Here is a 24,245-nt window from a genome sequence, read left to right as displayed (position 1 = left end):
GCGGGCAGAGCGCGCCGTGAAGTGTCGTGAAGAGCCCGGTACGGACCTCCGTACCGGGCTCTTCACGTCCCCGAGGCCGTACCGGCACCCGGACGGGTTTCCGTCCGGGTGCGGACGTCAGGCAAGATGGGTGTATCTGCCCACACCTCTATTGCTGCCGGACGGTTTCTCTTGGCTGAGTACATCTACACCATGCGCAAGACGCGCAAGGCGCACGGCGACAAGGTGATTCTCGATGACGTCAATCTGAACTTCCTGCCCGGCGCGAAGATCGGTGTCGTGGGGCCCAACGGCGCCGGTAAGTCCACGGTGCTGAAGATCATGGCGGGCCTGGAGCAGCCGTCCAACGGTGACGCGTTCATCTCACCCGGATTCAGCGTCGGCATCCTCATGCAGGAGCCGAAGCTCGACGAGTCGAAGACCGTCCTGGAGAACGTCCAGGACGGCGCCGCCGAGATCATGGGCAAGCTCAAGCGCTTCAACGAGGTCGCCGAGCTGATGGCGACCGACTACTCCGACGCGCTCATGGACGAGATGGGCAAGCTCCAGGAGGACCTGGACCACGCCAACGCGTGGGACCTGGACGCGCAGCTGGAGCAGGCCATGGACGCCCTGGGCTGCCCGCCCGGCGACTGGCCCGTGACCAACCTCTCCGGTGGCGAGAAGCGCCGTGTGGCGCTCTGCAAGCTCCTGATCGAGGCCCCGGACCTGCTCCTCCTCGACGAGCCCACCAACCACCTCGACGCCGAGTCGGTGAACTGGCTGGAGCAGCACCTCTCGAAGTACGCGGGCGCCGTCGTCGCCGTCACGCACGACCGGTACTTCCTGAACAACGTCGCCGAGTGGATCCTCGAGCTCGACCGTGGCCGCGCACTGCCCTACGAGGGCAACTACTCCACGTACCTGGAGAAGAAGGCCACCCGTCTCAAGGTCGAGGGCCGCAAGGACGAGAAGCGCCAGAAGCGGCTCAAGGAAGAGCTGGAGTGGGTCCGCTCCAACGCCAAGGGCCGCCAGACCAAGTCCAAGGCCCGCCTCGCCCGTTACGAGGAGATGGCGGCCGAGGCGGACAAGATGCGGAAGCTGGACTTCGAGGAGATCCAGATCCCGCCGGGCCCCCGGCTCGGTTCCATCGTCGTCGAGGTCGAGAACCTCTCGAAGGCCTTCGGCGACAAGGTCCTCATCGACGACCTGTCCTTCACGCTGCCGCGCAACGGCATCGTCGGCATCATCGGTCCGAACGGCGCGGGCAAGACCACGCTGTTCAAGATGATCCAGGGCCTGGAGACGCCGGACTCCGGCGCCATCAAGGTCGGCGACACGGTCAAGATCTCCTACGTCGACCAGTCCCGCGCCAACATCGACCCGAAGAAGACCCTCTGGGCCGTCGTGTCGGACGAGCTGGACTACATCAACGTCGGCCAGGTCGAGATGCCCTCGCGGGCCTACGTCTCCGCGTTCGGCTTCAAGGGCCCGGACCAGCAGAAGCCGGCCGGTGTCCTCTCCGGTGGTGAGCGCAACCGCCTGAACCTGGCGCTGACGCTCAAGGAGGGCGGCAACCTGCTGCTCCTCGACGAGCCCACCAACGACCTCGACGTCGAGACCCTCTCCTCGCTCGAGAACGCGCTGCTGGAGTTCCCCGGAGCAGCGGTGGTCATCTCCCACGACCGCTGGTTCCTGGACCGCGTCGCCACGCACATCCTGGCGTACGAGGGCGACTCCAAGTGGTACTGGTTCGAGGGCAACTTCGAGTCGTACGAGAAGAACAAGGTCGAGCGCCTCGGTGCGGACGCGGCCCGCCCGCACCGTGCCACGTACAAGAAGCTCACGCGAGGCTGATCGTGGCTCGTCATATCTACAGCTGCCCGCTGCGCTGGTCGGACATGGACGCCTTCGGCCACGTGAACAACGTGGTCTTCCTCCGCTACCTGGAGGAGGCGCGCATCGACTTCATGTTCCGGCTGGCGCCGGGGGACGGTTCGCCGTCCTTCGCCGGCGGGTCCGTCGTGGCCCGGCACGAGATCGACTACGTGCGCCCGCTGGTCCACCGGCACGCGCCGGTGACCATCGAGTCCTGGGTCACGAAGATAACCGCGGCGTCACTGACGATCGCGTACGAGGTCAAGGACCCCGACCAGGTCTACGTACGGGCGGCGACGGTCGTCGTGCCCTACAACCTGGCCGAGGAGCGGCCCCGGCGGATCACCGCCGAGGAGAAGCTCTTCCTGCAGGAGTACCTCGACCAGGAGCCCGCCGTCGCATGACAGTGCCCGTACGGTCGCCGCGGTTCGCCGACGCGAGGGAGGCGGCGGACCTCGCCGCCTTCCTCGGCCGGCTGCTCCACTACGACCGGGCCGCCGCCGTCCGCCTCCAGGCGGGCGGCGGCGCGCTGGCCGTCTTCGGCCGGCCGCCGTCGTTCGACGTCCTCGCGATCCGCACGGCCCGGCTGTCAGAGGCCCACGACTTCGACGTCACGGTCTCGGCCGGTGAACTCCTCGAAGCGCTGAACACGGACGGGGCCGACGAAGCGGCCGGCCTGAGCGCACTGCCGGCGCCCGTCACCGGACCGCCGTGGGCCGGCCTGCTGCCGCCGCGCGGCGGCTGGCAGGAGCGCCCCGGACTGCCGGGGCCCGTCGAGCTGTGCACCGGACTCGCCGACGCCGTCGCCGAATTCCGGACCCGCGACGCGGCGCTGCCCGAGGACCGGCGTACCCGGGCGGAACGCGACCTGATCGGCCGCGACATCTGGTCCCGGACGGTCGGGGACACGGACCTTCCGCTGCGCGCCGTGCACGCCGCCCAGTCCCTCGGCTTCCTGCGCCCGGCACCCGGCTTCCCCGTCGCGCTGCTCGCGGCCGGTTCCTGGCTGCGGCTGCGCACTCCGTACGGGGCGATCGCCCTGCGGGGCGCGGGCGGTGGCCTCGGCGCGCTCGCCGTGACCGTGGGGACGGCCTGAAGTCCCGGCCGGGGCCTATTCCCTCGGTGCGTCCGGCCACACCCCGATGTGGTCCCGCTCCAGCTCCAGCAGCACCCGGTGCTCCATCCCCAGCGCCTCGGTGTAGTCGGCCGGAAGCTGCAGCCGGCCCGCCCGGTCGAGCATCGCGTACTCCCGCGCCACCTGGGACTCCTGCCCCGTCGCCGCGTCCACCTCGATGTGCCGCAGCACCTCGGAGGACGTACGGCCGTCGCGGATCGCGACCGTACGGCGCACCTCGTCCGCCACCGTCTGGTCGTGGGTGACGATCACGATCGTGGTGCCGAGCTCCTCGTTGGCACGGCGGAACGCGGCGAAGACCTGCTCGCCGGTCGCCGAGTCCAGCTCACCGGTCGGCTCGTCGGCGAGCAGCACCGAGGGGTTGTTGGCGAGGGCCACCGCGATCGCCACCCGCTGCTGCTGACCGCCTGACATCTGGGCGGGGCGCCGGTCGCGGCAGTCCGCGACCTCCAGCATCGCCAGCAACGACTCGGCCCGCGCGGCCCGTTCACGGTTCCGGCCACGACCGCGCAGCTGCATGGGGAGCGTGATGTTCTGCGCGGCGGTCAGATACGACAGCAGATTGCGGGAGGTCTGCTGCCACACGAAGCCGACGACGTCGCGGCGGTAGCGCAGCCGCTCCTTCTGCCCCATCGTCAGCAGGTCGCAGCCGGCCACCTTGGCCGCCCCGGCCGTGGGGACGTCCAGGCCCGCCAGGATGTTCATCAGGGTCGACTTCCCGCTCCCGGAGGCGCCGACCAGGGCCATCAACTCGCCCTCGGCGACCAGCAGATCGAGCCCCTGGAGCGCCTGGACCTCCACCCCGTCCGTGGAGAAGACGCGCACCAGCCGGTCGCAGGCGATCAGGGCGTCATGCCCGTACGAAGGCCGGTCACGGCGCGCGGCGGCCCGCTGTTCGAGTTCCGCCAGGGTGGTCTCTGTCGATGATGTCACCGGGTGTCTCCTGCCCTGAGTTCCTTGATCGAGCCACGGCGGCTCGCCCACCACGCCTGGACCCCGGCCACGGTGGCGGCGAGGACGACCACGCCGACCGCCGGGAGCGCCAGCGACAGGAGGTCGGCCCGCAGCGAAGCCGTGTGCGGTGTCGAGGGGTCGCCACCGGCCAGTGCCAGCGCGCCCAGGTCGATGCCGGGTGCCAGCAGGGCGATGGTCGCCCAGCCGACGAGGAGCCCGCCGGACGCGGCCAGCAGCGCCTGCGGCATCGCCTCGGACGCGAGCAGCCGCCGCCCCTGCCGGGTGGTGAGCCCCATGGTGCGCAGCCGGGCCAGGAGAGTGGTGCGCTCCGGCGCGGTCTGCAGCAGGGAGAGGAGCACGGCGAGCAGCGCGTAACCGGCGCCCGCCACGACAGCCGCCCCGTAGATCTGTTCGGCGCCGGACTGTATCGGGGTATCCACGAACCTCGCGCGCTCGGCGGGCCGCCACCGCACCCCGAACCCCGGGCCGGCGTCGCGTGCGGTGGCCCGCAGCCGCTGCCCGTCGAGTGAGGACCCGGAGACCAGCAGGGTCGTGGGATCCGGCAGGGGGAGCCCCTTCACGTCGACGACCAGGAACTCCGCGTCGCTCACCGCGGAGGTACGCGAAAGCACCCCGGCGACCCGCACCGTGATGTCCCCCGCCTGCGACCGGACGGTGTGCGGCCGCTTCCCGAGCCGCTCCGCGAGCGCGGGCGAGACGATCGCGGGTAGCGCCTCGCCCTGCCCCGGACCGCTCCTCAGCGAGGCCGTGGGGAAGGCCGGCAGGCCGGTGCTGCGGGCCAGGCGCGCGTACGACTGCGGTTCGACGCCGAGGAGGGTGGCGCGCCTCGTGCCCGGCCCGCCGTCCTCGGAAGCCGCGACCTCGGTGCCGTACTCGATGTGTACGGGCGCGACGTCGTCGACGCCGTCCACCGCCCGCACCTGACGGATGAGGCCGTCGGAGACCGGAGCCGGTCCGCCCTCCCCGCTGATCCTGGCGTCCGCGCCGACCGCCCGCAGCGCCGCACCGTCACGCGCGTCCGAGACCCCCGCCAGCACCGAGCCGCCGAACGCGGCCGTGGTCAGGGCGATCAGCAGGGCCAGCAAGGGCAGGGTGCCGCTCGACGAGGCCCGGCCCGCGCGTGCCAGTGACAGGAAGCCGACCGCCCCGCGCAGCCGTGCCACGGGGCGGGCCGCCAGCCGCAGCGGCAGCGGATACAGCCGTACGAGAACGAGCGCCGCGATCAGCCCGACCAGGACGGGCGCGGCGCTGACGAGCAGGTCGGCGCCGGGACCCGTCGACGTACCGCGGCGGCGCAGTGCCGCGACCGCGCCGACCGCCAGGACGAGCAGGGTCAGTTCGGCCACCGTACGGCGCCGGGACGGCCTGGCACGCGCCATGTCGTCGCGGGCACCGTGCAGCAGCGGCCTGCGGTGCTGCAGGGCCGTACGCAGCGGCAGCGCCACGCAGACCAGCGCCGCGACGGCGGCGGCAGCCACCAGGGCGGGCAGGAACCTGGCCTCCCGGACGAGCAGGACGGCCGCCAGCAGCCCGAACGCCGCCGAGGGCAGCACCGCCACCGCGGTCTCGGCGAGCAGCCGGCCCCCGATGCCGCGCAGCGAGCCGCCGCGGGAGCGCAGCAGGGCGAGCTCCTGGTGGCGGCGCGCGCTGATCAGCCCGCCGGTCATCAGGAGGACGACGGCGGCCACCGCTCCGATGCCCACGGCGGCGACCGTGACGACGGATCCGATGGTGGCGCGCATCGCCGTGTGGGAGTCGAGGATCGCGTCCAGGTCCGTGGTGAGCGTCGTGTTGGGGCCCACCAGAGCGCGCAGCCTCAGCAGCCCGGGGCCGTTCTCCAGCGCGGCGACGGCGTCCCGCAGACGGGGGACGTCGGCCGCGGTGAGCCCGGAGGCGTCCGGAGCGAGGCGCCAGTACAGCTCGGGCTCGCCCGTCGTGTCCAGCAGCGCCGGTCCGGTGTCGGGAGCCAGGAGCAGCGTCGCCGTCCAGTAGAGGACCGGCGTCGGGGAACCAGGGTCCCGCATCAGCGACGGGGCGCGGTAGAGAGGATCGACCGACCAGTAGCCGCTCTGCGGATCCAGCGGGGTCACGAGGCCCGTGACGCGTACGGTCAGCGGCTTCCCGCTCTGCGTGGGCACCGTGATCGTGGAACCCGGCTTCATCTTCAGCTCCGCCGCGGTCTCCTCGGTGACGGCCGCCTCCACCTCGCCGGTGCCGGCGGTCACCTCGCCGCGCGCGGCGGGCCAGCGGCCCGCGGCCAGCCTGCTGTGCTCGCCGAGTGCCGACGGGACGGCGTAGTGCAGTTGCGGAGGCATCGCGTCGGGGCGGGGCAGCCAGGCCTCCTCCGCGACGATCGGCTTCGTGGTGTGTACGCCGTAGGAGGAGAGCGGCCGATCGGCCCGCAGGGGGCCGGGCAGCGCCTTCACCAGGGCGCGGTCGATCCCGGCGCGCGGCTCCTCCCGCATGACCTGCTCACGCGCGGGGCGCGGCACCGTGAGCGAGGGCGGAGGGGTGGCCACCTCGAGCACGCTCTGTCCCGGCGGCGCGGCCGTGACGTCATGGCGCAGCGCCCGCGTCTCGTACGCGTCCACGGAACGCGGGAACGCGGCGGCGAGGAAGGCGGTCAGGAACACCAGGACGGCGAGGGCGGCCGTGATACCGGGGGCGGTGCGCAGCCGCGTACGCACCCAGGGGGCGCAGGCGGCCGGGATCTTGGTGGCTTTCATGTCAGTTGTCCCCCTGGTGGCGCAGCGACACCGCAGGATCGGCGCGGCGCAGTGTGATCGCGGCGACGATCAGCAGCGGCAGTGCGGCGACCGAGGCGAGCAGGACCGCGACCTGACCTGCGGGCAGCATCACCAGTACATCCGGCACGGGCCTGGTGGCCTGCCCGGTCAGTACGACGAGTGGCACGACGGCCCTGGTGAGCACCGCCCCGAGGGCGAGCCCGATCAGCAGGGCCAGGGTGATCAGGACACCCTGTTCGGCGGCCGCCGTCCGCGCCAGCCGGCGACGGGGCGCGCCCAGCGCACGCAACACGGCGAATTCGGCGGCCCGTTCGCGCTGCGAGCCGACGAGGCCGACAGCGAATCCGACCGCCGCCAGTGCGGCGGCCACCACGGCGACGGCCAGCAGCGCGGACTGAGGCCCCGCCCCCAGCGGGTCGTCCGCCAGTTCCCGTGCGACCTCGTCACGCACCCGTACCTGCGCCGGATCGGTGCCGGGCAGTCCGCGCAGTTCCGCCGCCACCTCCGGGCCGTCGCCGGGTGCGGTGCTCAGCCACCACTCGGTGGGTGCGAGGGCGGCCCCCGACCGGTGGGCGAGCACCTCCGACACCGCCTTCAGGTCCAGCAGCAGGCTCCCGCCCGCCTTCGTGGACGACTCCTCCGAGGCGCCCCCGGGCGCACCGGCGGCCGCCCCGGGGCCGGTGGTCGGCAGCTGCCGCACCGACGTCACCAGCGTCACCCGGACCGTGTTGCCCGCCAGCGTGAGGTCGACCTCCTGACCGGTCCTCGCCCCCGCATGGGTCAGATACGCGTCGGTGGCCACCGCCTTCAGCGCGGGGGCCGCGGGACGGGCCGCGGTGATCCGGAGGGTGCTGACCGGGACGTCGTAGAAGCCGCTGCCGGCGGGGGTGTAGCCGGTCTCGTACCGGAAGGCGGGTGACGAGCCGGAGTCCGTCACCGCCTCCGGTGCCTTTCCGGCCTGCTCCTCCCCGGCCGCCGCCGTGATCTCCCCCGCCTCCCAGCGCACCCCGGCCGAAGCGGGGGCCGGCTGCTCGCCGCCTCCGGTGGTGAGCGCCCTGATCTCGGTCACGGAGACCAGCCGGGTCTCGGCGCGTCCTTCGGGTACGTCACTGTCCAGCTCGAAGCCGGTCACCGCCAGCTCACCGGCGGCGGACACGGGGAAGGACACGGTGTGCGCGCGGCCGTCGACGGCCACGCTGCCCGCCCCGATCCGGTACCCGATGCCGTAACGGTCCTCCAGCAGCACGCTGACCAGGGCCGTCGAACCGGGCGTGGCCTTCCCGCCGCGTGCCGAGGTGTCTCGGATCCGCAGATCGAACCGCACCTGCTCACTGCCCTCGGGCAGGACCACCCCGGTCCGCGCGGTCCTCGGCGGGGCGATCGCGTCGAACAGCTCCTGCGGTGAGGTTCCGGAGAGGTCCTCGCGCATCAGCATCCGCTCGCCCGCGTGCGCGGTGTCGAGGGCGAGCACCTCGGCCGTGCGGCCGCCGGAGAGATCGGCGGTCGTCCGGAAGGCCGGAGCCGCCTCCCGTACGCCCGGCAGATCCGTGTACGCGGCGGCCTTCGCCGGGTCGCCCGACAGCGTGCCCACCATGCGCACCGACGCGCCCGATCCGAAGTCCGCCTGGTCACTCTGCGAACGGTCCCAGGACGCGCTCTGACCGATGGCCAGCATGCCCGTCGCGACCGACAGGACCAGCAGCAGCACCGGGCCCGCGCCCCGCAGCGGCCTGCGGCTGAACTGCCAGCCCGCCAGGGCCGTGAACAGCCCACGGCCACCTGCCGCACGGCGCTCCGCGAGCCGGGCGGCGGGCGGGAGCAGACGCAGCGTCAGCACGGTGCCCGCGAGCAGGGCCAGCGCGGGCGCGGCGACCAGCAGCGGATCGATGCCCAGCTCGCCCTTCCGGTCGCCGCTGAGCGCGCCGCTGCCGGATGCCCCGGTCTGCCGGTCCAGCTGCCAGTACGCCACCCCCGCTACGAGCAGCAGCCCGATGTCGGCGCCCGCGCGCACCGGAGTGGGCAGCGTCGCGGACCGGGCACCCCGGCGCCCTCCCGTCGCCGCCGTCAGCGCGGGCGCGACCACGGCGAGCGCGCACACCAGCGCGACGGCGCCCGCCACCAGCCAGACGGTGCCGTTCACCGCCCCGTCGAGCCGCAGCCCGATCCGGCCGAGCTCGCTCCGGTCCGCGAGCAGCCGGGTCAGCGGACCGGCGAGCAGCGGCGCGACGACGGCGGCGGGAACCGCGAGCAGCAGCGCCTCGATCGCGGCCAGTGAGGCGATCCTCCCCCGCGATCCGCCCCGGGCCCGCAGCAGTTCGGTCTCGCCGCCGCGTTCGCTGCTCAGCAGCCTGGCCACGAGCAGCAGCGCGTAACCGGCGAGCAGGACCAGCTGCACGGCCACGATCATGATCGTGGAGCGGGACACCAGCAGCGCCCGCTCGATCCGGTCGATGACGGTCGGCAGCGAGGTCCGCACCGTGGCCCCGGCCCCGAACACCTCGGAGGCGGACAGCGCCTTCGGCCCTTCCGCCGACGCCTGGCGCAGCACCCCGGTCCGGCCGGTCGTGACCGTACGGAAGTCGGCGGTGGCCAGCCAGGACACCGGACCGGCGCTGACCCGGGCGGAACCGAGCACGGCGGGGTCGGCCAGCAGAGGGCCGTAGGTGGTGAAGACGACCTTGCGGACGCCGCGCCCGTCGAGCGGATCCAGCTGCCAGTACGCGTCGTCCAGGTCGGACGCCTCGTACACACCGGTGATCTCCACCGGCAGCGGCGCCTCGTTCGTCCGGTCGGTGAGGGTGATCCGGGAGCCCGGCCTCAGTTTCAACGCCTCGGCGGCGGCGCGCTCCAGCGCCACCTGCACGGGTTCCTTCCCGCCCCCGGCCCCGGCGTCCGGCAGACGCCCCGAAGTCAGGCGGACACGGCTGCGGTCGAGCGCGGCAAGGTGCGTCAGATCGGGCTCACCGCGCCGCGCGGCGGGCGACCGCAGGCCGCGCGGCAGCGCGTACGGACCCGAGCTCTCCAGCTTCCGTACGGTCACCGGCAGCCCGTCGAAGGTGGCGCGGGCGGTCCGGCGCACCGTGGCGTCGGCCTCCTCGCGCTGCTCGCGGTCCACATCGGCGGATACGAGGAGCGAGGCCTGCTCGGCGGAACCATGGGTGAGCGTGTGCCGCAGGGCCGCGTCGCCCATGGAACCGGAGAACGCGGTGAGCGCGGCCAGCACACAGGTGGTGAGCAGCACGGCCGGGACAGCGGCGGCGAGCAGGAGCCGGTGCGCGCGCACGCGCATAAGGACGAACCCCGTCACCTGATCCCCCGTACCCTCAGCAGCCGCACGCCCCCCGGCGCGTACCGGATGCTTTCAGAGTGCAAGGGCTCCTGGAAACAGCCTGTGGGTGCACCTTGACGGGATCGTGACCGTTATACGGCTTCGGAGCACCGGATTCCGTGCAGCGGTCAGCCGGCGGTGTTGATCATCGAGGCGGCGGCGTAGGTGAGGTAGTCCCACAACTGCCGCTCCTGCTCGGGAGGGAGCCCGAGCTCGTCGAGGGCCACCCGCATGTGGCCGAGCCAGGCGTCGTGCGCCGCGCTGTCCACCTGGAACGGGGCGTGCCGCATGCGCAGCCGGGGATGCCCCCGCTGGTCGCTGTAGGTACGCGGACCGCCCCAGTACTGCATCAGGAACAGCGCGAACCGTTCCTCGGCGGGGCCCAGATCCGCCTCCGGGTACATCGGCCGCAGCAGCGGGTCGTCCGCGACGCCCTGGTAGAAGCGGTGGACCAGGCGCCGGAAGGTCTTCTCGCCGCCGACCTGCTCGTAGAAGGTCAGCTCCTGCAGCGTGTCGCGCGGAATCTCTGTCACCCGTCCATGGTCGCAGACGCACCGGCCGAGGACCGGGGTCCTAGGACCCCGGTCCGAAACCGTGCGCTTCCCGGTCCCGCCGGATCAGTCGCGGCGGACCGTGATCGTCGTCCAGGCACCGACATGCACCTGGTCGCCGTCCTGGAGCGGGACGGGGACATAGGGCTGGATCGGGTCCTCGGCGCCGTTGAGCGTGGTGCCGTTGGTGGAGTTCTGGTCGACGACGGCCCAACTGCCGTCCGGCTGCTGCACCAGCACGGCGTGCTGGTGCGAGACACCCGGGTCCTCCGGCGGTACGGCGAGATCGATGTCGGGGGACTCACCGGTGCTGTGCCGACGGCGGCCGATGGTGATCTGGCTGCCGGTGAGCGGCAGATGCTGCTCCGGGGAGTACGCGGGCAGGTTGAGCCCCGTCGCCTCGGGGCCGCTGCGCTGCATCATCGCCAGGAAGTAGTCGCGGTCCGGGGCGACGACGGCCGTCCAGCTGACCGGCCCCTGGTCCCGTCCGACCTGGACGGGGCCCTGGCCGGGGAACTGCTGCTGCGGTGCCTGCGGTGCCTGCGGTGCCTGCGGTGCCTGCGGTGCCTGCGGTGCCTGCGGTGCCGGAGGCGTCTGCGGGCCCTGCTGGAGGAAGGCCTTCGGAGGCTGCTGCTGCGAGGAGGGCGGCGGCAGCATCCAGTCGTCGTCCCCGCCGGTCTGCGGCGCCTGAGGCCGCTGAGGCGCGGGCGGCGCGGACTGCTGCTGGAACGACGGCGGAGGCGGCGGCCCCTGCCGCTGCGGCTCGAACGGCGACGGCGGGCCGCCCTGCCCGCCGGGGCCCTGCGGGCTCTGCCCCTGCTGGGCGGGGTGGGGCCGTCCGGGCTGACCCTGCGGCTCGAACGGCGACGGCGGGCCCTGCTGCCCAGGAACCTGCCGGCCCGGCTGCTGTCCCTGCGCCTCGAACGGCGACGGCGACTGCTGCTGGAACGACGGCGGAGGCGGCGGCCCCTGCTGGAAGGAGGGCGGAGGCGGCGGCGGACCCGGACGCCCGGCCGGCTCGGGCGAGAGCGGCTCGGCAGGCCGGTTCATCTGCGAGGGCCGGGAGCTCTGGTATTCGAACGGGTCCCGCTGCGGGCTCTGCTGCTGCGGCGGGGGGCCCTGCTGCGCCTGGAAGCCGGGCGGCAGATTCAGGCCGGGTGCCGGGCCGCCCGCGCCGCCCTGCGGCGCCAGCGGGGTGTACGACGTAGCCGTGTTCGTGAGGAAGTTCCAGCGGCACTCCTCGCAGTACGGCGCGTTCGCCTCACGCGGGGTGCGGCACTGCGGGCAGAGCTCGGCCTGTGCGGTCGGCCGCCCGGCGCCGGGCGCCTGCGGGTAGCCGTAACCGGATGGCGGGGGAGGCGGCGGCGGGACCGCGCCCGAGGGCGCGCCCGTCCCGGCCATGCGATGTCCGCAGACCTCGCACCAGTCCTCGGAACCCGACTGGTGTCCGTTCGGGCAGGTCGGCATGTCGGCGCTTCCCCCTCTCCTCGTCCGGCCCGGAGGCCGCCATGCTTGTCGGTGCGCCGTCCGGTGGCCCGGGGCGGCTATTTCTTGACGCGAACCGTCTTGGTCGAGCGCGTTTCGAGTGTCATCTCGTCCGCTTCCGCGACCCTCGCTTTCAGTCGCACAGTACCCGTCGCCGCGTCGACGACGTCGACCACCTTCGAAAGCAGTTTCGCAGTATCCGCGTTCCCGGAGGCCGACGCGAGCTGGACGGCACGGCCCAGTTTCGCCGTCGCGCCGTCGAAGTCTCCGGATTTACGCGCATCCAGCCCCTGTTGGATGACTTGCGCAAGTTCCGCCTGTCCTGTGTAGTGCGCCACCTGCGGGTTGATCGAGGTGGACGCGACCATGTCGTCCGTCCACACGGCCCGTACGAGGCCCTGGGCGAGGGTCTGCGGGGCGCCGCCGTCGGAGGCCACCGGAAGGATCAGCGAGACCCTGGCCGCCAGCATCTCCTGGCCGATCCCGGCCTCCGGAACCCTCACACAGAGGTGGTAGTCCCGGGACTCGTCACCCCAGGAGCCGGTCGGATAGTCACCGGCGCGCGGTCCCGCCTCGGTGCGGCGGCCGGTCAGATCGGCGACGGTGGGCGCCACCTGCTTGACGAACACGATCTCGACACCGACGGGCGTCCAGAGCCGCAGCGCCACATCGGCGACCTCCTTGCCCATCGCGTTCTCCATCATCTGTGTGAAGTCCGCGGCGAGGCCGGCCGGATCGGCGACGATGTCCGCCGTGCCGAGCAGGGCGGAGGCGATCGCTGTGACCTCTTTCACCTCCCAGTCGGTACCGACACCTCTCGCGTCACAGGTGAACCGGCCCGCACAGGAATCCAGAGCGGCCCGCAGGTCCTCCGGCGCTTCGTGCTCGTTGCGCCCGTCGGTGAGGAGGATGCCGTGCCGGATGTCCACCTCGGCGGCCCCGAGCAGCCGGTCGGCCAGCCGTAGCCAGGTCCCGATCGCGGTGCCCCCACCCGCGCTCAGCCGGCGCAGGGCCTCCTTCGCCTGGGCCTTGGTCTGCGGGTCGGCGGTCGCCAGCCGCCCGTTGCCCGGGTACACGTCCGCGGCCACGTGCGTTCCCGCGACCACGGCGAACCGCGTGCCGTCCCGCAGGGTGTCGATGGCCGCCGCCGTCGCGTCGCGCGCGTTGCGCATCTTGGCCGGCGGGTAGTCCATCGAGCCCGAGCAGTCGACCATCAGCACCACAGCGGCATCCGGGGCACGACCCGCCAGGGGCACGCCGCCGGTCGTACCCCCGCCCGTGGACGTGACGGTGACGATCGCGTTGACGTCGCGACCGCCCTCGGGCAGGAACTCGTTCTGATACACCTCGGCGGTGAACTGCGGCACGCTGGACTTGGAGAAGACGGCCATCTGATCGGCTCCTTGAGGCTCCACGTATGTCGGACGAACGTGTGTGTCGGACGAAGGCGTGTGCCGGGTGACGGCATGGGGCGGGAAGAGTTCAGGGCGCGGGACGCGGGCGCCGGGCTCAGGAGGGGAACGGCGTAAGGACGGGGCGTTACGGCTCGAGGACGGGGCGTTACGGCGTGAGCGCAGGGCGGAACGCCGGCCGGGCGCCGGCGGACCGGGCACGGCTCAGGCCGATCCTGCCCCTGGGACCGCCACCGCGAACGGCAGAAGCGCCACTGTTACGTTGTCGTGGCCCCCGCCGTCGAGCGCGTGACCGACCAGCACCTGGGCGCCGTGCAAGGGCCGTCCGTACGCCTCGGGCGGCACGGCGGCGGCCATCTCCGCCGCCGACTCCGCGTAGTTCCACAGACCGTCGGTGCACACCACCACCAGGCCGGACCGGTCCGGTTGGAACGACGCGGTGTGCGGCTCCAGTTCGTAGGCGTCTGCGCCGAGCCAGCCCGTGATGGCGTGGGCGCGCTCGTCGGCGTACGCCTCCGCCTCGTTCATGAGGCCGGCCGCCACCATCTGCGCGGCCCAGGAGTCGTCCTCCGTGAGCCGGGCCGGCGGGTTGGAGCGGTCCTCGGGAACCCAGTAGACACGGCTGTCGCCGACCCAGCCGACGACCAGCAGACCGCCCGCCATGACCGCGCCGACCAGGGTGCAGGCGGGGGCGTTCTGATGGCGGTGCTGATCGTGCTCCAAGGCCCGACCGGGGACCTGCGCCAGTGCGTTGACCGACTCGGAGGCGGCCACGATCGCCTCGTGCATCGCCTGCTGCGGATGGGTGCCGCGGGGCAGGGACTCCAGCAGCGCCTCGTTGGCGGCGCCCGCCGCGGCTGCCGACGCCTCGTCGGGGCGGGTCGCCGACGAGACGCCGTCGCACACGATGGCGACGACGGCCGGGGAACCGTCCGGCAGAGCGGTGCAGGACACCGCGAACGCGTCCTCGTTGCGGTGGTGGCGCAGGCCCCGGTCGCTGACCGCCGCCACCGAACCCAGCTCCTGCTCCATGTGGTCGCGTTCGCGGGGCTGGGCGTGGCCGCAGTTCTCGCAGTAGCCGTCGTCGTCCACATGCCCCGAGCGGCAGGCCACGCAGACCTTGACGCCGGCCGTCGGGGCACCGGCCGTGGCGTGCTCCACGGTACGGGGGTCGGGCGCGGCCAGTTCGAAGTCGCCCGAGGCGTCCGGGACGTCCTGGGGGGCGGCCCCCGGAGCGTCCGGCTCGTCGAAGCGGACCGCCGTCCGGTCGGCGGTGGGCAGCGGCTTGCCGCCCGAGTCCACGCCAGGGAGGTCGGCGGGGCGGTGCGTGGGCGCCGGCAGGTCGGAGCTGTCCGTCCCGGAGGCGGGAGGCCACTCCACCGGGCGGGCGGCGGCAGGTACCGGCACGCCCTGCGCGGGCACCGTGATGGCGACCGTCGGGCGGTCGCCGGGCGACGCCGGCACCACGGAGAGGTCGTACCCGCACGCTCCGCAGAACAGGTCGCCCTGCTCCAGCGGTTCCTCGCAGCTGGGGCACCCCGGCAAGGAGGCCTGCTGGTGGATCTGTGACATCTTCACACCCAGGTCCGGGGGCGGAAACGGTTGGCCCGCTCCACCAGTTCGATCCTCTCGTCGCCCCGCTGCGCGAGCCGGGCGAGCATCCGGTACGAGCGTTCGAGACCGAACCTGAGGCCTCGCTCGTCCAGCTCACTGCCCAGTACCGTCCTCGGGCCCGCGGCTGCGGGAAAGGACGGAGCTGACGGCTGAGCCGTGGGACTACCGGAGAGTACCCAGTCAAGTGCCGTACCCAGTACCTCGGTCGACAACTGTTCACGTCTCACCGCGTCCAGGCCGTAGTCCCGCAGCGCGGTCACCTGGTCCGCGGCGGCGGACAGGTCGTCGATCAGCGGCTCGTACGGTGCCCGCCCACGGAGCCGGGCCCGCACCGCGGCCACCCGGGCCGCCGTGTAGTGGATCGACGACTCGGGTACGGACTCCAGCGTCCGCACCGCCCCGGCCCGGTCACCGGCGGCGACCTGCACCCGGGCCAGACCGAACGCCGAGCTGACGAAGCCCGGGTCCGTCGCCCACACCAGGCGGTAGTACTCCGCGGCGTTGTCCAACTGCCCCAGCACCTCCGCGCAGACGCCCAGCGCGAGCTTCGGCGCGGGCTCGCCGGGGAAGGCGTCGTAGACCGCGTCGAAGGACAGCGCGGCGATCCGGTGATCACCGGTCACCAGCGAGGTGATCCCGCGGTACCAGACCACCCGCCAGTCGTCCGGGTGCTGCGCCTCCACCGACGTCAGCGCCCGCATGGCGGAGCCGAGTTCGCCCGTCTCCAGACGGGCGCGCAGCTCCCGCAGCCGGGTCTCGAGCGAGGCGGCGGGCACGGAGTGGAGGGCGGCGATCAGCTCGGCGGCCGCCGACGTCATCACCCCGGCGAGGAACCCGGCGTTGGGGTCGTTCGGGTCGACCCGGGGGACCGGCAGGGCCAGCGAGGCCGCCCGCGCGTCGAACGCGGCCAGCAGGGGCGTCGCGCCCGGGTACACGGCCGGGGGAGCCACCGGCCCAGGGACCGCCGCGCGAGGTGCCGGAACGGTGGCCGCCTGTGTCTGCGGGTACGCCCCCGCGCCGCCCGGAACGCCGCTCCCGGTACTGCCCCGGACATGGGTGTCGGGCGCGTACAGCGGGCCGGCACCCACGGCCTGCGGCGCCACGGCGCAGGGAGCGGTCCCCGGAGCGGCCGGCGGAACGGGGACGGACGCCGGGAAAGAGGCCGGGAGGGCGGCAGTCCCACGGCGGCCCCCGAAGCGCCCCGTACCGCCGGACGGACCGGTCCGGACACCGAGCCGCGACACCTCGTCGGTCAGCTCCGCGAACAACTCCGTGTCCGTCACGCGCGTCTCCACACCGAACAGGGTCGAGAGCGCCGAGCGTGGCCGCCCCGTCTGCAGGGCGACCACCTCCCGCAGCACACCCGTCAACTGCTCCGCCATCTCGGCGGCCGAGGAGAACCGGCGGTCGGGGTCCGGGTCGGTGGCCCGCACGAGCAGCCGGTAGAACGACTCGTACCTCCGGAACACCTCGATGTTGTCCGGATCGGGCAGCGCGTCCACGAAGACGTTCGTGTACCCCTGGAAGTCGAAGGTCAGCACCGCGAGCGTCCGCGCGACCGTGTAGAGGTCGGAGGCGACGGACGGGCCGGCCTCCGCCACCTCGGGCGCCTGGTAGCCGACGGTGCCGTAGATGGCCGACTCGGCGTCGTCCATCCTGCGCACCGCGCCCATGTCGATGAGCTTGAGCTGGCCCTCGGTCTGGATCGCGTTGTCGACCTTGAAGTCGCAGTACAGCACATTGCGGCTGTGCAGGTGGCCGAGCGCCTCCAGCGCCTCGATGCCGTACGCGCAGGCCTGCTCGACGGGCAGCGGGTCACGCTTCCCGGCCGGTGTGCGGCGCTCGTTGGCGATCTCCTTGAGCGACTTCCCGCCGACGTACTCCATCACGATGTAGCCGTCGAGCGACCCGGTGCGCTGGTCGAGGTGTTCCACGAAGTTGTAGATGCGGACGATGTTGGAGTGTTCGATCTCCGCGAGGAAGCGCCGCTCGGAGATGGCCGCCGCCATGGCGTCCTGGTCCCCGGTGTCCAGCAGGCCCTTGAGGACCACCCAGCGGTCCGAGACGGCGCGGTCCACCGCGAGATAGACCCAGCCCAGCCCGCCGTGCGCCAGGCAGCCCGCCACCTCGTACTGCCCGTGCACGACGTCCCCGCCGCGCAGCTTGGGCACGAAGGAGTAGGGGTGACCGCACTTGGTGCAGAACCCCTCGGTACGGCCAGGCCGTTCGCCGCGCGCCCGGCCCACCGGCGCCCCGCAGTCGGAGCGTGAGCAGAACCGCTTCCGCTCGGGGACCTCGGGATTCGCCATCACCGCGTCGTGCGGGTCGGGCCGCGGTACGTCGGGGACGAGCACCAGACCCGCGCCGAGCCTGCCGCGCCCGGAGGAGGCGCCCGTCGAGGCGCCCGAGGAGCGCACCGAGACGGAGGGTGAGGTGGAGTTTCCGGACAGGGAGCGGGACAGCCGCCCGGAGACCGACCGCCGGGAGGTCGACGAGCGGGAGGAGCGCGCGGACGCCTGTGAACCGGTCCGCTGCGAGGTGCTGCCGCTTCCCCGGCCGCCGGCCGCCCTGCCGCCGCCCGCGATGCCGGTGGGCGGCGAACTCACCATGCCCGTCGGCGACACGACCGGCGCCAGGCCGCAGGTGCCGCAGTACAGCTCACCGCCGCCCATGTCCTCGTAGTCGCCCTCACACGTGGGGCGCTGGCACCGGTTGCTCATGATGTCTCCCCCTGTCCGTCGTGCTCGCCCCGACGGCGTGGTGTCAGCAGTTCGGTGACCGCGTGCTGATAGCGCAGCACCGTCTGTTCGGCGACGCGCAGATCGCACGGCGCGCTCCACAGCATCCGGCGGGCCGCGTCGTACCGCGCGATCAGCAGGGGATCCTCGGCCAGGCCGTGCCGGGCCACCTTCGCCTTGTACGCGTCCAGCCTGCCGCGCAGCTCCGCACGGACCGCGAGCGGTGCCGTGACGGACGTCAGCGATTCGCGGGCGCGCAGCAGTTCTTCCTCGGCCTCCCGCTCCAGCGAGTCCAGCAGCGGCGACAGCCGGTTCCACTGGGCGTGCCTGCGGTATTCGGAGGCGACGGCCAGCCGCTCCTGCAGCGCGGTCGGCGGGCCGCTGACGGGGGGCACCTCCGACGCGGCGATCTTCGCGAGCACCTCGCCGCGCGCGGAGCGGGCCTCGGCCAGCGTACGGTTCGCGCGCGACAGCAGGTCACGCACGTGGACCAGGCGCTGCTCGGCGTCCTGCCGGACCGCCAGCACCGCCTCGATCTCCCGGCGCACGTCCTCCAGGGCGCGGGCCGCACGGTCGTAGCGCGTGGTGTCGGGCCGCCCTCCGCCGGGCGCGGCGCTGCCGGGGCCCGGCAGCCAGAACGCCAACGGATCAGAGATCACCTGCACCCGCAGTACGGTCAGCTCCTCGGCGATCGACTCCAGGTCGTCACCCGCCGGATGCTCCCCGGGGCGTACGCCGACGGAGTGTGCCAGCGAGCCGGTCCGGTGCAGCTCGGTGGCCAGCAGGTCTATCCGGGCGGGCAGCGTCGACCAGACGGAGTCCGACGCGAGGACCATGTCCAGTGCGTGGGCGTACAGGTCGTTCATCCGGGCGACCAGCTCCTCCAGCGTGAACCGTTCGGAGAGCCGGGCCGGACCGGTGAGCGAGGCGCCCGGGCCGGCCGCTCCCTGGTTCGCCACGGTCACACCGTCGCCGCGCAGCAGGTCGGTCAGGGCCATCAGGTCGCTCCTGCCGGGGTAGCGACGTCTGGCCCGTATCTCACGGGCCGAGGCCAGCGCCCCGGCGTAGGCGTCGAAGTACCTCCAGAGCAGCGTGATCGACTGTTCGGCGGAGGCCCAGCGTTCCTTCGTGACACCGGTCAGATCGGCGCCCTCCAGGAGCCGGCGGCCGGCATGTTCCTCAAGGGCGAAGAGCGAGCTCTCGATGGCCTCGTGTTCCGCACCGAGCCGGGCCAGCGTACGGTCCGCCTCGTCCCGGCCCATGACAGGGTCAGGGTGCCTCCCCGCGAAGCCGGGGAAGGTTCCCGCCATGCCCATCGATCACCTCTCCACTCGGTTCGCCGGGCCCGGAGGCCCGAACAGGTTCAGTTGCTGCGGTACTCGGGCGCCGGGGGCCCCTTGATGCCGGGCAGCCCCTCCGCCAGCCACGCGCGGTACGACTTCATCCAGGCACTGTTCGCACCACCCGCGCGGTACTCCTCCAGTACGTGGTTGACCCGGGCCACCAGGTCGTCGGCGCCGAGCTTCGCGGCGACGCCGTAGTACTCGGTGGTGAACGGTCCGTCGCCCTTGAGCTCCACCGCCGGGTCCTGGGCCGCCTGACCGGCCGCCAGCGCGTTGTCCGTGACCACCGCGTCGACCTCGCCGAGCTGCAACCGCACCAGGCAGTCCAGCTGGTTGGGGACCGTCAGCTGGTCCTCGTCCAGCGCGGTGTCGTCGTGCTCGTCCGTGAAGACCGCGCCGAAGGACTTCTCGTCCAGCGCGTCGTACGCCGTCGAGCCCTCGGCCGAGCAGACCCGCTTGCCCTTGAGTGACTCGTTGTAGCCGTCGATCGTGGACTTCTTGGGGGCCAGGACCTGCTGACCGGCCTGGAAGTAGGCCGTGGAGAACGAGACCTGTTCCGCGCGCTCGCAGTTGATCGTCATCGTGCGTACGACGACGTCGACCTTGTCGTGCTCCAGGGCCGCGATGCGCTGGTTGGTGGGAATGGCGCGGAAGATCACCGCGTCGCGGTCGCCGAGGATGTCCTCCGCGATCGCCCGCACGAGATCGATGTCGAAGCCTTCGAGCGTGCCCGTGCCGGTCTCCGGATTCCGGTAACCCCACCGGAAGCTGTTCTGGTCGACACCGGCGATCAGCTTGCCGCGCTCCCTGATCTTCCGGATGCTCGGGCCGTCGGCGTCCTGGGCCGGCAGGCTCGCCTCCGGGTCCTCGCACTGCTCGGCCTCGGCGGGCACCGCCGAGGTGGCGCCATGGCCCGTGCTCTGCCCGCCGAACGTCCCGTCGCCGTGCGCCAGCGGCAGCAGGGTGAGCGAGGCCGTGACGGCGCAGGCCACCGCCATGCCCGTCACGCCGCCCCAGCCGCGCAGCCTGCCGCCGGTGGCCCAGCCCTTCGCCCTGGTCATCGCTCGTCCCCTCACCGGTACTCCGAGAGCCTGCGGTTGACCCCTGTCATCACGCCGGCCGCACCCAGCAGGGCGAGGACCGCGGCCCCGACAGGCAGCCCGCCCAGCGCCCCGCGCCCGTCCCCGGCCGCCGCGTCGAACTCGTCCTGTTCATGGGCGAGTGCCCGTTCCAGCGCGTCGTCGACCTTCCCGAAGGACTCGCCCGTGGAGTCCTTCGCGCCGATGATCTGCGCCAGCGCGCTGTCGTACTCACCCCGGTCGTCCGTCGTCCGGGCCTTCTTGTGGCGGTCCTGCCACTCGGACACACTCTTGATCGCGGCGTCCACCGGTTCGCTCCCCCGGGAGTCGTCGGCGGCGAGGTTCCGCGCGCTCTCGAGCTGTGTGCCGAGTGCCTTCATGCCCGTGCCGTAGTCGGTCTCGTACTTGTCCTGCGTGCCGTCCGGGGTGAGTACGGCCCCCCGGGCGACCAGTGTGAGGTTCTCGTTCGCGCGCGCCTTGAGCGAGTTGATCCGGGCCTTGTTGAGGACGTCGAGTGACTCCTGCCCGTGCACCATCGCGCTACGCAGCTCGGTCCTGGCCACCGTGTGCCCGACAGCCAGCCAGAGCAGCACCACCGTGGCCGCGGCGGTCGCCGCGAGCAGTCCGTGGTTGAAGACGCGGTTCGTCCTGCGGTAGTTGCGCCGCTGCGTCCACGCCAGCGCGGCCAGCGCCACGATCCCGGCGGCCAGCGAGAGGAAGGGCCACTGCCGCGCGTCGGCCGAGTCCGATCCGAGCCGGCCGGTCTCGGCCGCGTACAGCCGCTCGGCGGCCGGGAGGATCTCGTTCGTCATCTTCTGGTTGGCGTACCGGAGATAGGCGCCGCCGAGCGGCAGCCCCTGCCGGTTGTTGGCCCTGGCACGCTCGATCAGACCCGTGTACTCGGGAAGCAGCTCGCCCAGGGTGATGATCTCCTGGTGCGACGAGGCGTCGGTGCTCGCCGCGGCCTCGACCAGCAGCCGGGAGGCCTCCTTGATGTCCGCCTTGTACTGGGCGTGCACATCCGGGGGCTCCTGGGCGCCCGCGAGGAAGCCGCTCGCCGCCATCGTGTCCGCGTCGGCCAGCGAACGGTAGATGCTCGCGGCGCCCGCGCTCAGCGGCTGACTGCGGGTCACCACGTCGTCGGCGGACGACGCCCGCCCGGAGATCTCCAGGTAGGTGACCCCTCCGAACACCACGACCAGCAGGGCCAGTGCGGCGCCGATGATCTGCAGCCTGCCCGGCTCGGTCGTCGCCGCGGCGCGCAGCCGCTCGACGGCCACGGACGGGACGCCACGGCGCGGCGCGGGTACGGTCACGGGCGCGGACGACTGATCCGGTCCGGGCTCACGCAGCGCGGTCCCGCTCGGCGGGTGTGTCACTTGACCTCCCCCTCGGTCACTGACGTCGACCCGGGCCCCCGGCCGATCGGGGGACGACTGGTCCTGGCCAGAAGTATGGACCCAGGGGGCCCGGTCCACCAGGAATGCCCAAATCCCGGGCCGTCCCCCCGTATTCGATCAGGATGTGCGTAAACGATCAAGGCGGTCGGCCGGGCGCGCCCCTCGGTGGACCGATCTACCCACTGTTCTCCCCACCATGAACACGTTCGGGACAGCTGATCGGTTCCCGAACCCATCGGTTCCCGGACGCATCGGGCGTCCCGCGCGGCATCGCAGGGGACGCCCTCCCGCCCTCAGACGTACTGCGCCCGCAGCCTGGTGTGCACCGCCGGGGCGGCCCCCGTGCGGTCCAGACCCAGCAGCCCGGCGCCCAGCACCGGTGGCGCAGAGACGACCCGGACCACCGCCTTCGGGGCGCGTACGGCGAGGAGCCGGGCGATCCGGTCGTCCAGAGCCGGGTGGCGGGCCGCCAGCACGCTGCCGCCCAGGACCACGGGCACCTCCTCCTCCAGCAGTCCGAGCCGGGTCAGTGAGACCGAGGCCATCGCCACGACCTCGTCGCCGAGCCGGTCCACCAGATCACCCGCGATCCGGTCACCGGCCGCGGCGGTGGCGAACAGCACCGGCGTCATCTCGTGCCGGCGCGCGTAGGGGATGTGCCCCAGGTGCAGTGCCTCGATCAGCGCGTACATCGAATCGAGCCCGAAGTGCTCCGGCAGGGAACGCGCCAGCTCGGTCGGCTCCCCGCGTCCGTCCTCGGCCCTCGCCGCGAACCACATCGCCTCCTCCGCGAGTCCCGAACCGCCGCCCCAGTCACCGGACATCCGGCCGATCGCGGGGAAGCGGGCGGTGGCCCCGTCCGGCCCCATGCCGACGCAGTTGATCCCCGCGCCGCACACCACGGCCACCCCCCGGGGTTCGTCGGCCCCCGCCCGCAGGATCGCGAAGGTGTCGTTGCGGACCTCCACGGTGCGGCCCCAGCCCCGGGCCTCCAGGGCCTGTGCCAGATCACGCTCCTCGACCGGGAGATCCGCGTTGGCGAGACAGGCGGACACATGCTCGGCACCGTCCACCCCGGCCCGCGCCAGTGCCGGACGGACCGCCTCCGCCAGCCCGTCCACGGCCGCCACGACCCCGACGACCGGCGGTTGGAAACCACCCCCGCGCGCGGCGCCGAGGACCGTGCCGTCGGCGCCGATCACGGCCACGTCGGTCTTGCTGTTGCCCGCGTCGATCGCGAGCACATGTGCGGTCAGGCCCACGCCAGGTGCTCCCGGTTGTGCGCGATCAGCTTGTCGGTGAGCGCCTCGGCGTACTCGAACTGGCCGATCAGGGGGTGGGCCATCAGCGCCTTGAACACGCGGTCCCGGCCGCCGCGCAGCGCGGCTTCCAGGGCCAGGTCCTCGTACGCGGTGACGTGCGCGATCAGCCCGGCGTACAGCGGGTCCAGCGCGGGTACGGCGAGCGGTGCCGCGCCCGTGCGGCCGACCCGGGACTGGACCTCGATCACCGCGTCGTCCGGCAGGAACGGCAGCGTCCCGTTGTTGTACGTGTTGACGACCTGCACGGCGGAGCCGCCCCCGCCGAGCAGCGAGGACGCCAGGTCCACGGCGGCCTCCGAGTAGAAGGCGCCGCCGCGCTTGCCCAGCAGCGCGGGCTTCTCGTCCAGCGCCGGGTCGCCGTACATCTCCAGGAGTTCCTTCTCCATCGCGGCCACCTCGGCCGCCCGGGACGGCTTCGTACCGAGTTCCCGTACGACCTCGTCGTGCGCGTAGAAGTACCGCAGGTAGTACGAGGGCACCACGCCGAGCCGGTCGACGATCTGCCGCGGCATGCGCAGGTCGCCGGCGATCGCGTCGCCGTGCTCCGCGAGCAGCTTCGGCAGGACGTTCTCGCCGTCCGGCCCGCCCAGGCGTACCCCGAGCTCCCACGTCAGGTGGTTGAGCCCGACGTGGTCGAGGTGCACCTCGGCGGGTGTCACGTCGAGCAGCGCGGCGAACTTGCGCTGGAAGCCGATCGCCACGTTGCACAGGCCGACGGCCTTGTGCCCGGCCTGGAGCAGCGCCCGGGTGACGATTCCGACCGGGTTGGTGAAGTCGATGATCCAGGCGTCGGGGTTGGTGCGGCGTACCCGCTCGGCGATGTCCAGGACGACCGGAACGGTGCGGAGTGCCTTCGCGAGACCGCCCGCCCCGGTGGTCTCCTGACCCACGCACCCGCATTCGAGCGGCCAGGTCTCGTCCTGGTTGCGGGCGGCCTGGCCGCCGACGCGGAGCTGGAGCAGGACCGCGTCGGCGCCGGCGACCCCGGCGTCCAGGTCGGAGGTGGTGACGATCTTCCCCGGGTGTCCCTGTGTGGCGAAGATCCGCCGTGCCAGGCCGCCGACCAGCTCCAGCCGGTCGGCCGCCGGATCGACGAGCACGAGCTCCTCGACCGGCAGGGTGTCCCGCAGCCGCGCGAAACCGTCGATCAGTTCGGGGGTGTAGGTGGACCCGCCACCAACTACTGCGAGCTTCATGGTCTTCAGCCCTTTACTCCGGTGAGGGTGACGCCTTCGACGAAGGCCTTCTGGTGCGAAGAA

Annotated in this window: 16 protein-coding genes; 3 read left to right on the top strand and 13 right to left on the bottom strand. The window is 72.8% G+C overall.

Going from position 1 to position 24,245, the window contains the following annotated elements; translation table 11 throughout:
• The first annotated feature begins 171 nt into the window (after window positions 1–171).
• Genes ettA through ACFYQ5_RS08240 form a run of 3 tightly spaced genes read left to right on the top strand, consistent with a single transcriptional unit; the run spans window position 172 to window position 2,953 of the window.
• A complete protein-coding gene (ettA, locus tag ACFYQ5_RS08250) occupies window positions 172–1,836 on the top strand; it encodes an energy-dependent translational throttle protein EttA (protein ID WP_389194808.1) in 1,665 nt (554 codons plus the stop codon).
• Window positions 1,837–1,838: 2 nt separating this feature from the next.
• Window positions 1,839–2,261 (top strand): acyl-CoA thioesterase, encoded by a 423-nt coding sequence (locus ACFYQ5_RS08245; protein ID WP_389194805.1) that lies wholly within the window; start codon window positions 1,839–1,841, stop codon window positions 2,259–2,261.
• Window positions 2,258–2,953, top strand: a complete 696-nt coding sequence (locus ACFYQ5_RS08240) for a hypothetical protein (protein WP_389194802.1) — start codon at window positions 2,258–2,260, stop codon at window positions 2,951–2,953. Before ACFYQ5_RS08245 ends, ACFYQ5_RS08240 begins: the two co-directional genes overlap by 4 nt.
• Before the next feature lie 15 nt (window positions 2,954–2,968).
• On the opposite strand, the gene ACFYQ5_RS08235 is transcribed toward ACFYQ5_RS08240, so the two are convergent.
• From ACFYQ5_RS08235 to ACFYQ5_RS08175, 13 genes are all read right to left on the bottom strand, one after another.
• The gene (locus ACFYQ5_RS08235; RefSeq protein WP_389194799.1) at window positions 2,969–3,925 is read right to left on the bottom strand and encodes an ABC transporter ATP-binding protein; all 957 of its coding nucleotides are present in this window, start codon (window positions 3,923–3,925) and stop codon (window positions 2,969–2,971) included.
• Window positions 3,922–6,693 (bottom strand): ABC transporter permease, encoded by a 2,772-nt coding sequence (locus ACFYQ5_RS08230; RefSeq protein ID WP_389194796.1) that lies wholly within the window; start codon window positions 6,691–6,693, stop codon window positions 3,922–3,924. The genes ACFYQ5_RS08235 and ACFYQ5_RS08230 overlap by 4 nt, the downstream gene beginning before the upstream one ends.
• Before the next feature lies 1 nt (window position 6,694).
• Window positions 6,695–10,021: an FtsX-like permease family protein gene (locus ACFYQ5_RS08225; RefSeq protein ID WP_389194793.1), complete on the bottom strand. Its 3,327-nt coding sequence runs from the start codon at window positions 10,019–10,021 to the stop codon at window positions 6,695–6,697.
• 149 nt (window positions 10,022–10,170) lie between these two features.
• Window positions 10,171–10,575 (bottom strand): globin, encoded by a 405-nt coding sequence (locus ACFYQ5_RS08220; protein ID WP_389194791.1) that lies wholly within the window; start codon window positions 10,573–10,575, stop codon window positions 10,171–10,173.
• Window positions 10,576–10,659: 84 nt separating this feature from the next.
• Window positions 10,660–12,060: an FHA domain-containing protein gene (locus ACFYQ5_RS08215; protein WP_389194789.1), complete on the bottom strand. Its 1,401-nt coding sequence runs from the start codon at window positions 12,058–12,060 to the stop codon at window positions 10,660–10,662.
• Between the two features lie 77 nt (window positions 12,061–12,137).
• Complete coding sequence (locus ACFYQ5_RS08210; RefSeq protein WP_389194786.1) at window positions 12,138–13,469, bottom strand: VWA domain-containing protein; 1,332 nt, start codon at window positions 13,467–13,469, stop codon at window positions 12,138–12,140.
• Window positions 13,470–13,694: 225 nt separating this feature from the next.
• Window positions 13,695–15,062 carry a PP2C family protein-serine/threonine phosphatase gene (locus ACFYQ5_RS08205; protein ID WP_389194783.1) on the bottom strand — a complete coding sequence of 456 codons (1,368 nt, stop codon included), beginning with the start codon at window positions 15,060–15,062 and terminating at the stop codon, window positions 13,695–13,697.
• A 2-nt stretch (window positions 15,063–15,064) separates the two neighbouring features.
• Window positions 15,065–17,824 carry a tetratricopeptide repeat protein gene (locus tag ACFYQ5_RS08200; RefSeq protein WP_389194781.1) on the bottom strand — a complete coding sequence of 920 codons (2,760 nt, stop codon included), beginning with the start codon at window positions 17,822–17,824 and terminating at the stop codon, window positions 15,065–15,067.
• Window positions 17,821–19,158 (bottom strand): hypothetical protein, encoded by a 1,338-nt coding sequence (locus tag ACFYQ5_RS08195; protein WP_389194779.1) that lies wholly within the window; start codon window positions 19,156–19,158, stop codon window positions 17,821–17,823. Before ACFYQ5_RS08195 ends, ACFYQ5_RS08200 begins: the two co-directional genes overlap by 4 nt.
• A 47-nt stretch (window positions 19,159–19,205) precedes the next feature.
• Complete coding sequence (locus ACFYQ5_RS08190) at window positions 19,206–20,246, bottom strand: glutamate ABC transporter substrate-binding protein (RefSeq protein ID WP_389194776.1); 1,041 nt, start codon at window positions 20,244–20,246, stop codon at window positions 19,206–19,208.
• An 11-nt stretch (window positions 20,247–20,257) separates the two neighbouring features.
• Entirely contained in the window at window positions 20,258–21,643 is a 1,386-nt protein-coding gene (locus ACFYQ5_RS08185; protein ID WP_389194774.1) for a hypothetical protein, read from the bottom strand.
• Window positions 21,644–21,957: 314 nt separating this feature from the next.
• Entirely contained in the window at window positions 21,958–22,926 is a 969-nt protein-coding gene (locus ACFYQ5_RS08180; RefSeq protein ID WP_389194771.1) for an N-acetylglucosamine kinase, read from the bottom strand.
• Window positions 22,917–24,182: a 6-phospho-beta-glucosidase gene (locus ACFYQ5_RS08175; protein WP_389194769.1), complete on the bottom strand. Its 1,266-nt coding sequence runs from the start codon at window positions 24,180–24,182 to the stop codon at window positions 22,917–22,919. The genes ACFYQ5_RS08180 and ACFYQ5_RS08175 overlap by 10 nt, the downstream gene beginning before the upstream one ends.
• Window positions 24,183–24,245 lie beyond the last annotated feature (63 nt).

The organism is Streptomyces sp. NPDC005794 (genome assembly GCF_042871445.1).
Classification (GTDB): Bacteria; Actinomycetota; Actinomycetes; order Streptomycetales; family Streptomycetaceae; genus Streptomyces.
Note: the sequence above shows the minus strand (reverse complement) of the source record. Positions and strands in the feature narration are given on the sequence as shown.

What these genes read in the sequence shown, in the direction of transcription:
- ACFYQ5_RS08240 (WP_389194802.1), top strand. Translation starts at nt 2,258, where the DNA reads ATGACAGTGCCCGTACGGTCGCCGCGGTTCGCCGACGCGAGGGAGGCG.
- ACFYQ5_RS08230 (WP_389194796.1), bottom strand. Translation starts at nt 6,693, where the DNA reads ATGAAAGCCACCAAGATCCCGGCCGCCTGCGCCCCCTGGGTGCGTACG.
- ACFYQ5_RS08215 (WP_389194789.1), bottom strand. Translation starts at nt 12,060, where the DNA reads ATGCCGACCTGCCCGAACGGACACCAGTCGGGTTCCGAGGACTGGTGC.
- ACFYQ5_RS08210 (WP_389194786.1), bottom strand. Translation starts at nt 13,469, where the DNA reads ATGGCCGTCTTCTCCAAGTCCAGCGTGCCGCAGTTCACCGCCGAGGTG.
- ACFYQ5_RS08205 (WP_389194783.1), bottom strand. Translation starts at nt 15,062, where the DNA reads ATGTCACAGATCCACCAGCAGGCCTCCTTGCCGGGGTGCCCCAGCTGC.
- ACFYQ5_RS08200 (WP_389194781.1), bottom strand. Translation starts at nt 17,824, where the DNA reads ATGAGCAACCGGTGCCAGCGCCCCACGTGTGAGGGCGACTACGAGGAC.
- ACFYQ5_RS08195 (WP_389194779.1), bottom strand. Translation starts at nt 19,158, where the DNA reads ATGGGCATGGCGGGAACCTTCCCCGGCTTCGCGGGGAGGCACCCTGAC.
- ACFYQ5_RS08190 (WP_389194776.1), bottom strand. Translation starts at nt 20,246, where the DNA reads ATGACCAGGGCGAAGGGCTGGGCCACCGGCGGCAGGCTGCGCGGCTGG.
- ACFYQ5_RS08175 (WP_389194769.1), bottom strand. Translation starts at nt 24,182, where the DNA reads ATGAAGCTCGCAGTAGTTGGTGGCGGGTCCACCTACACCCCCGAACTG.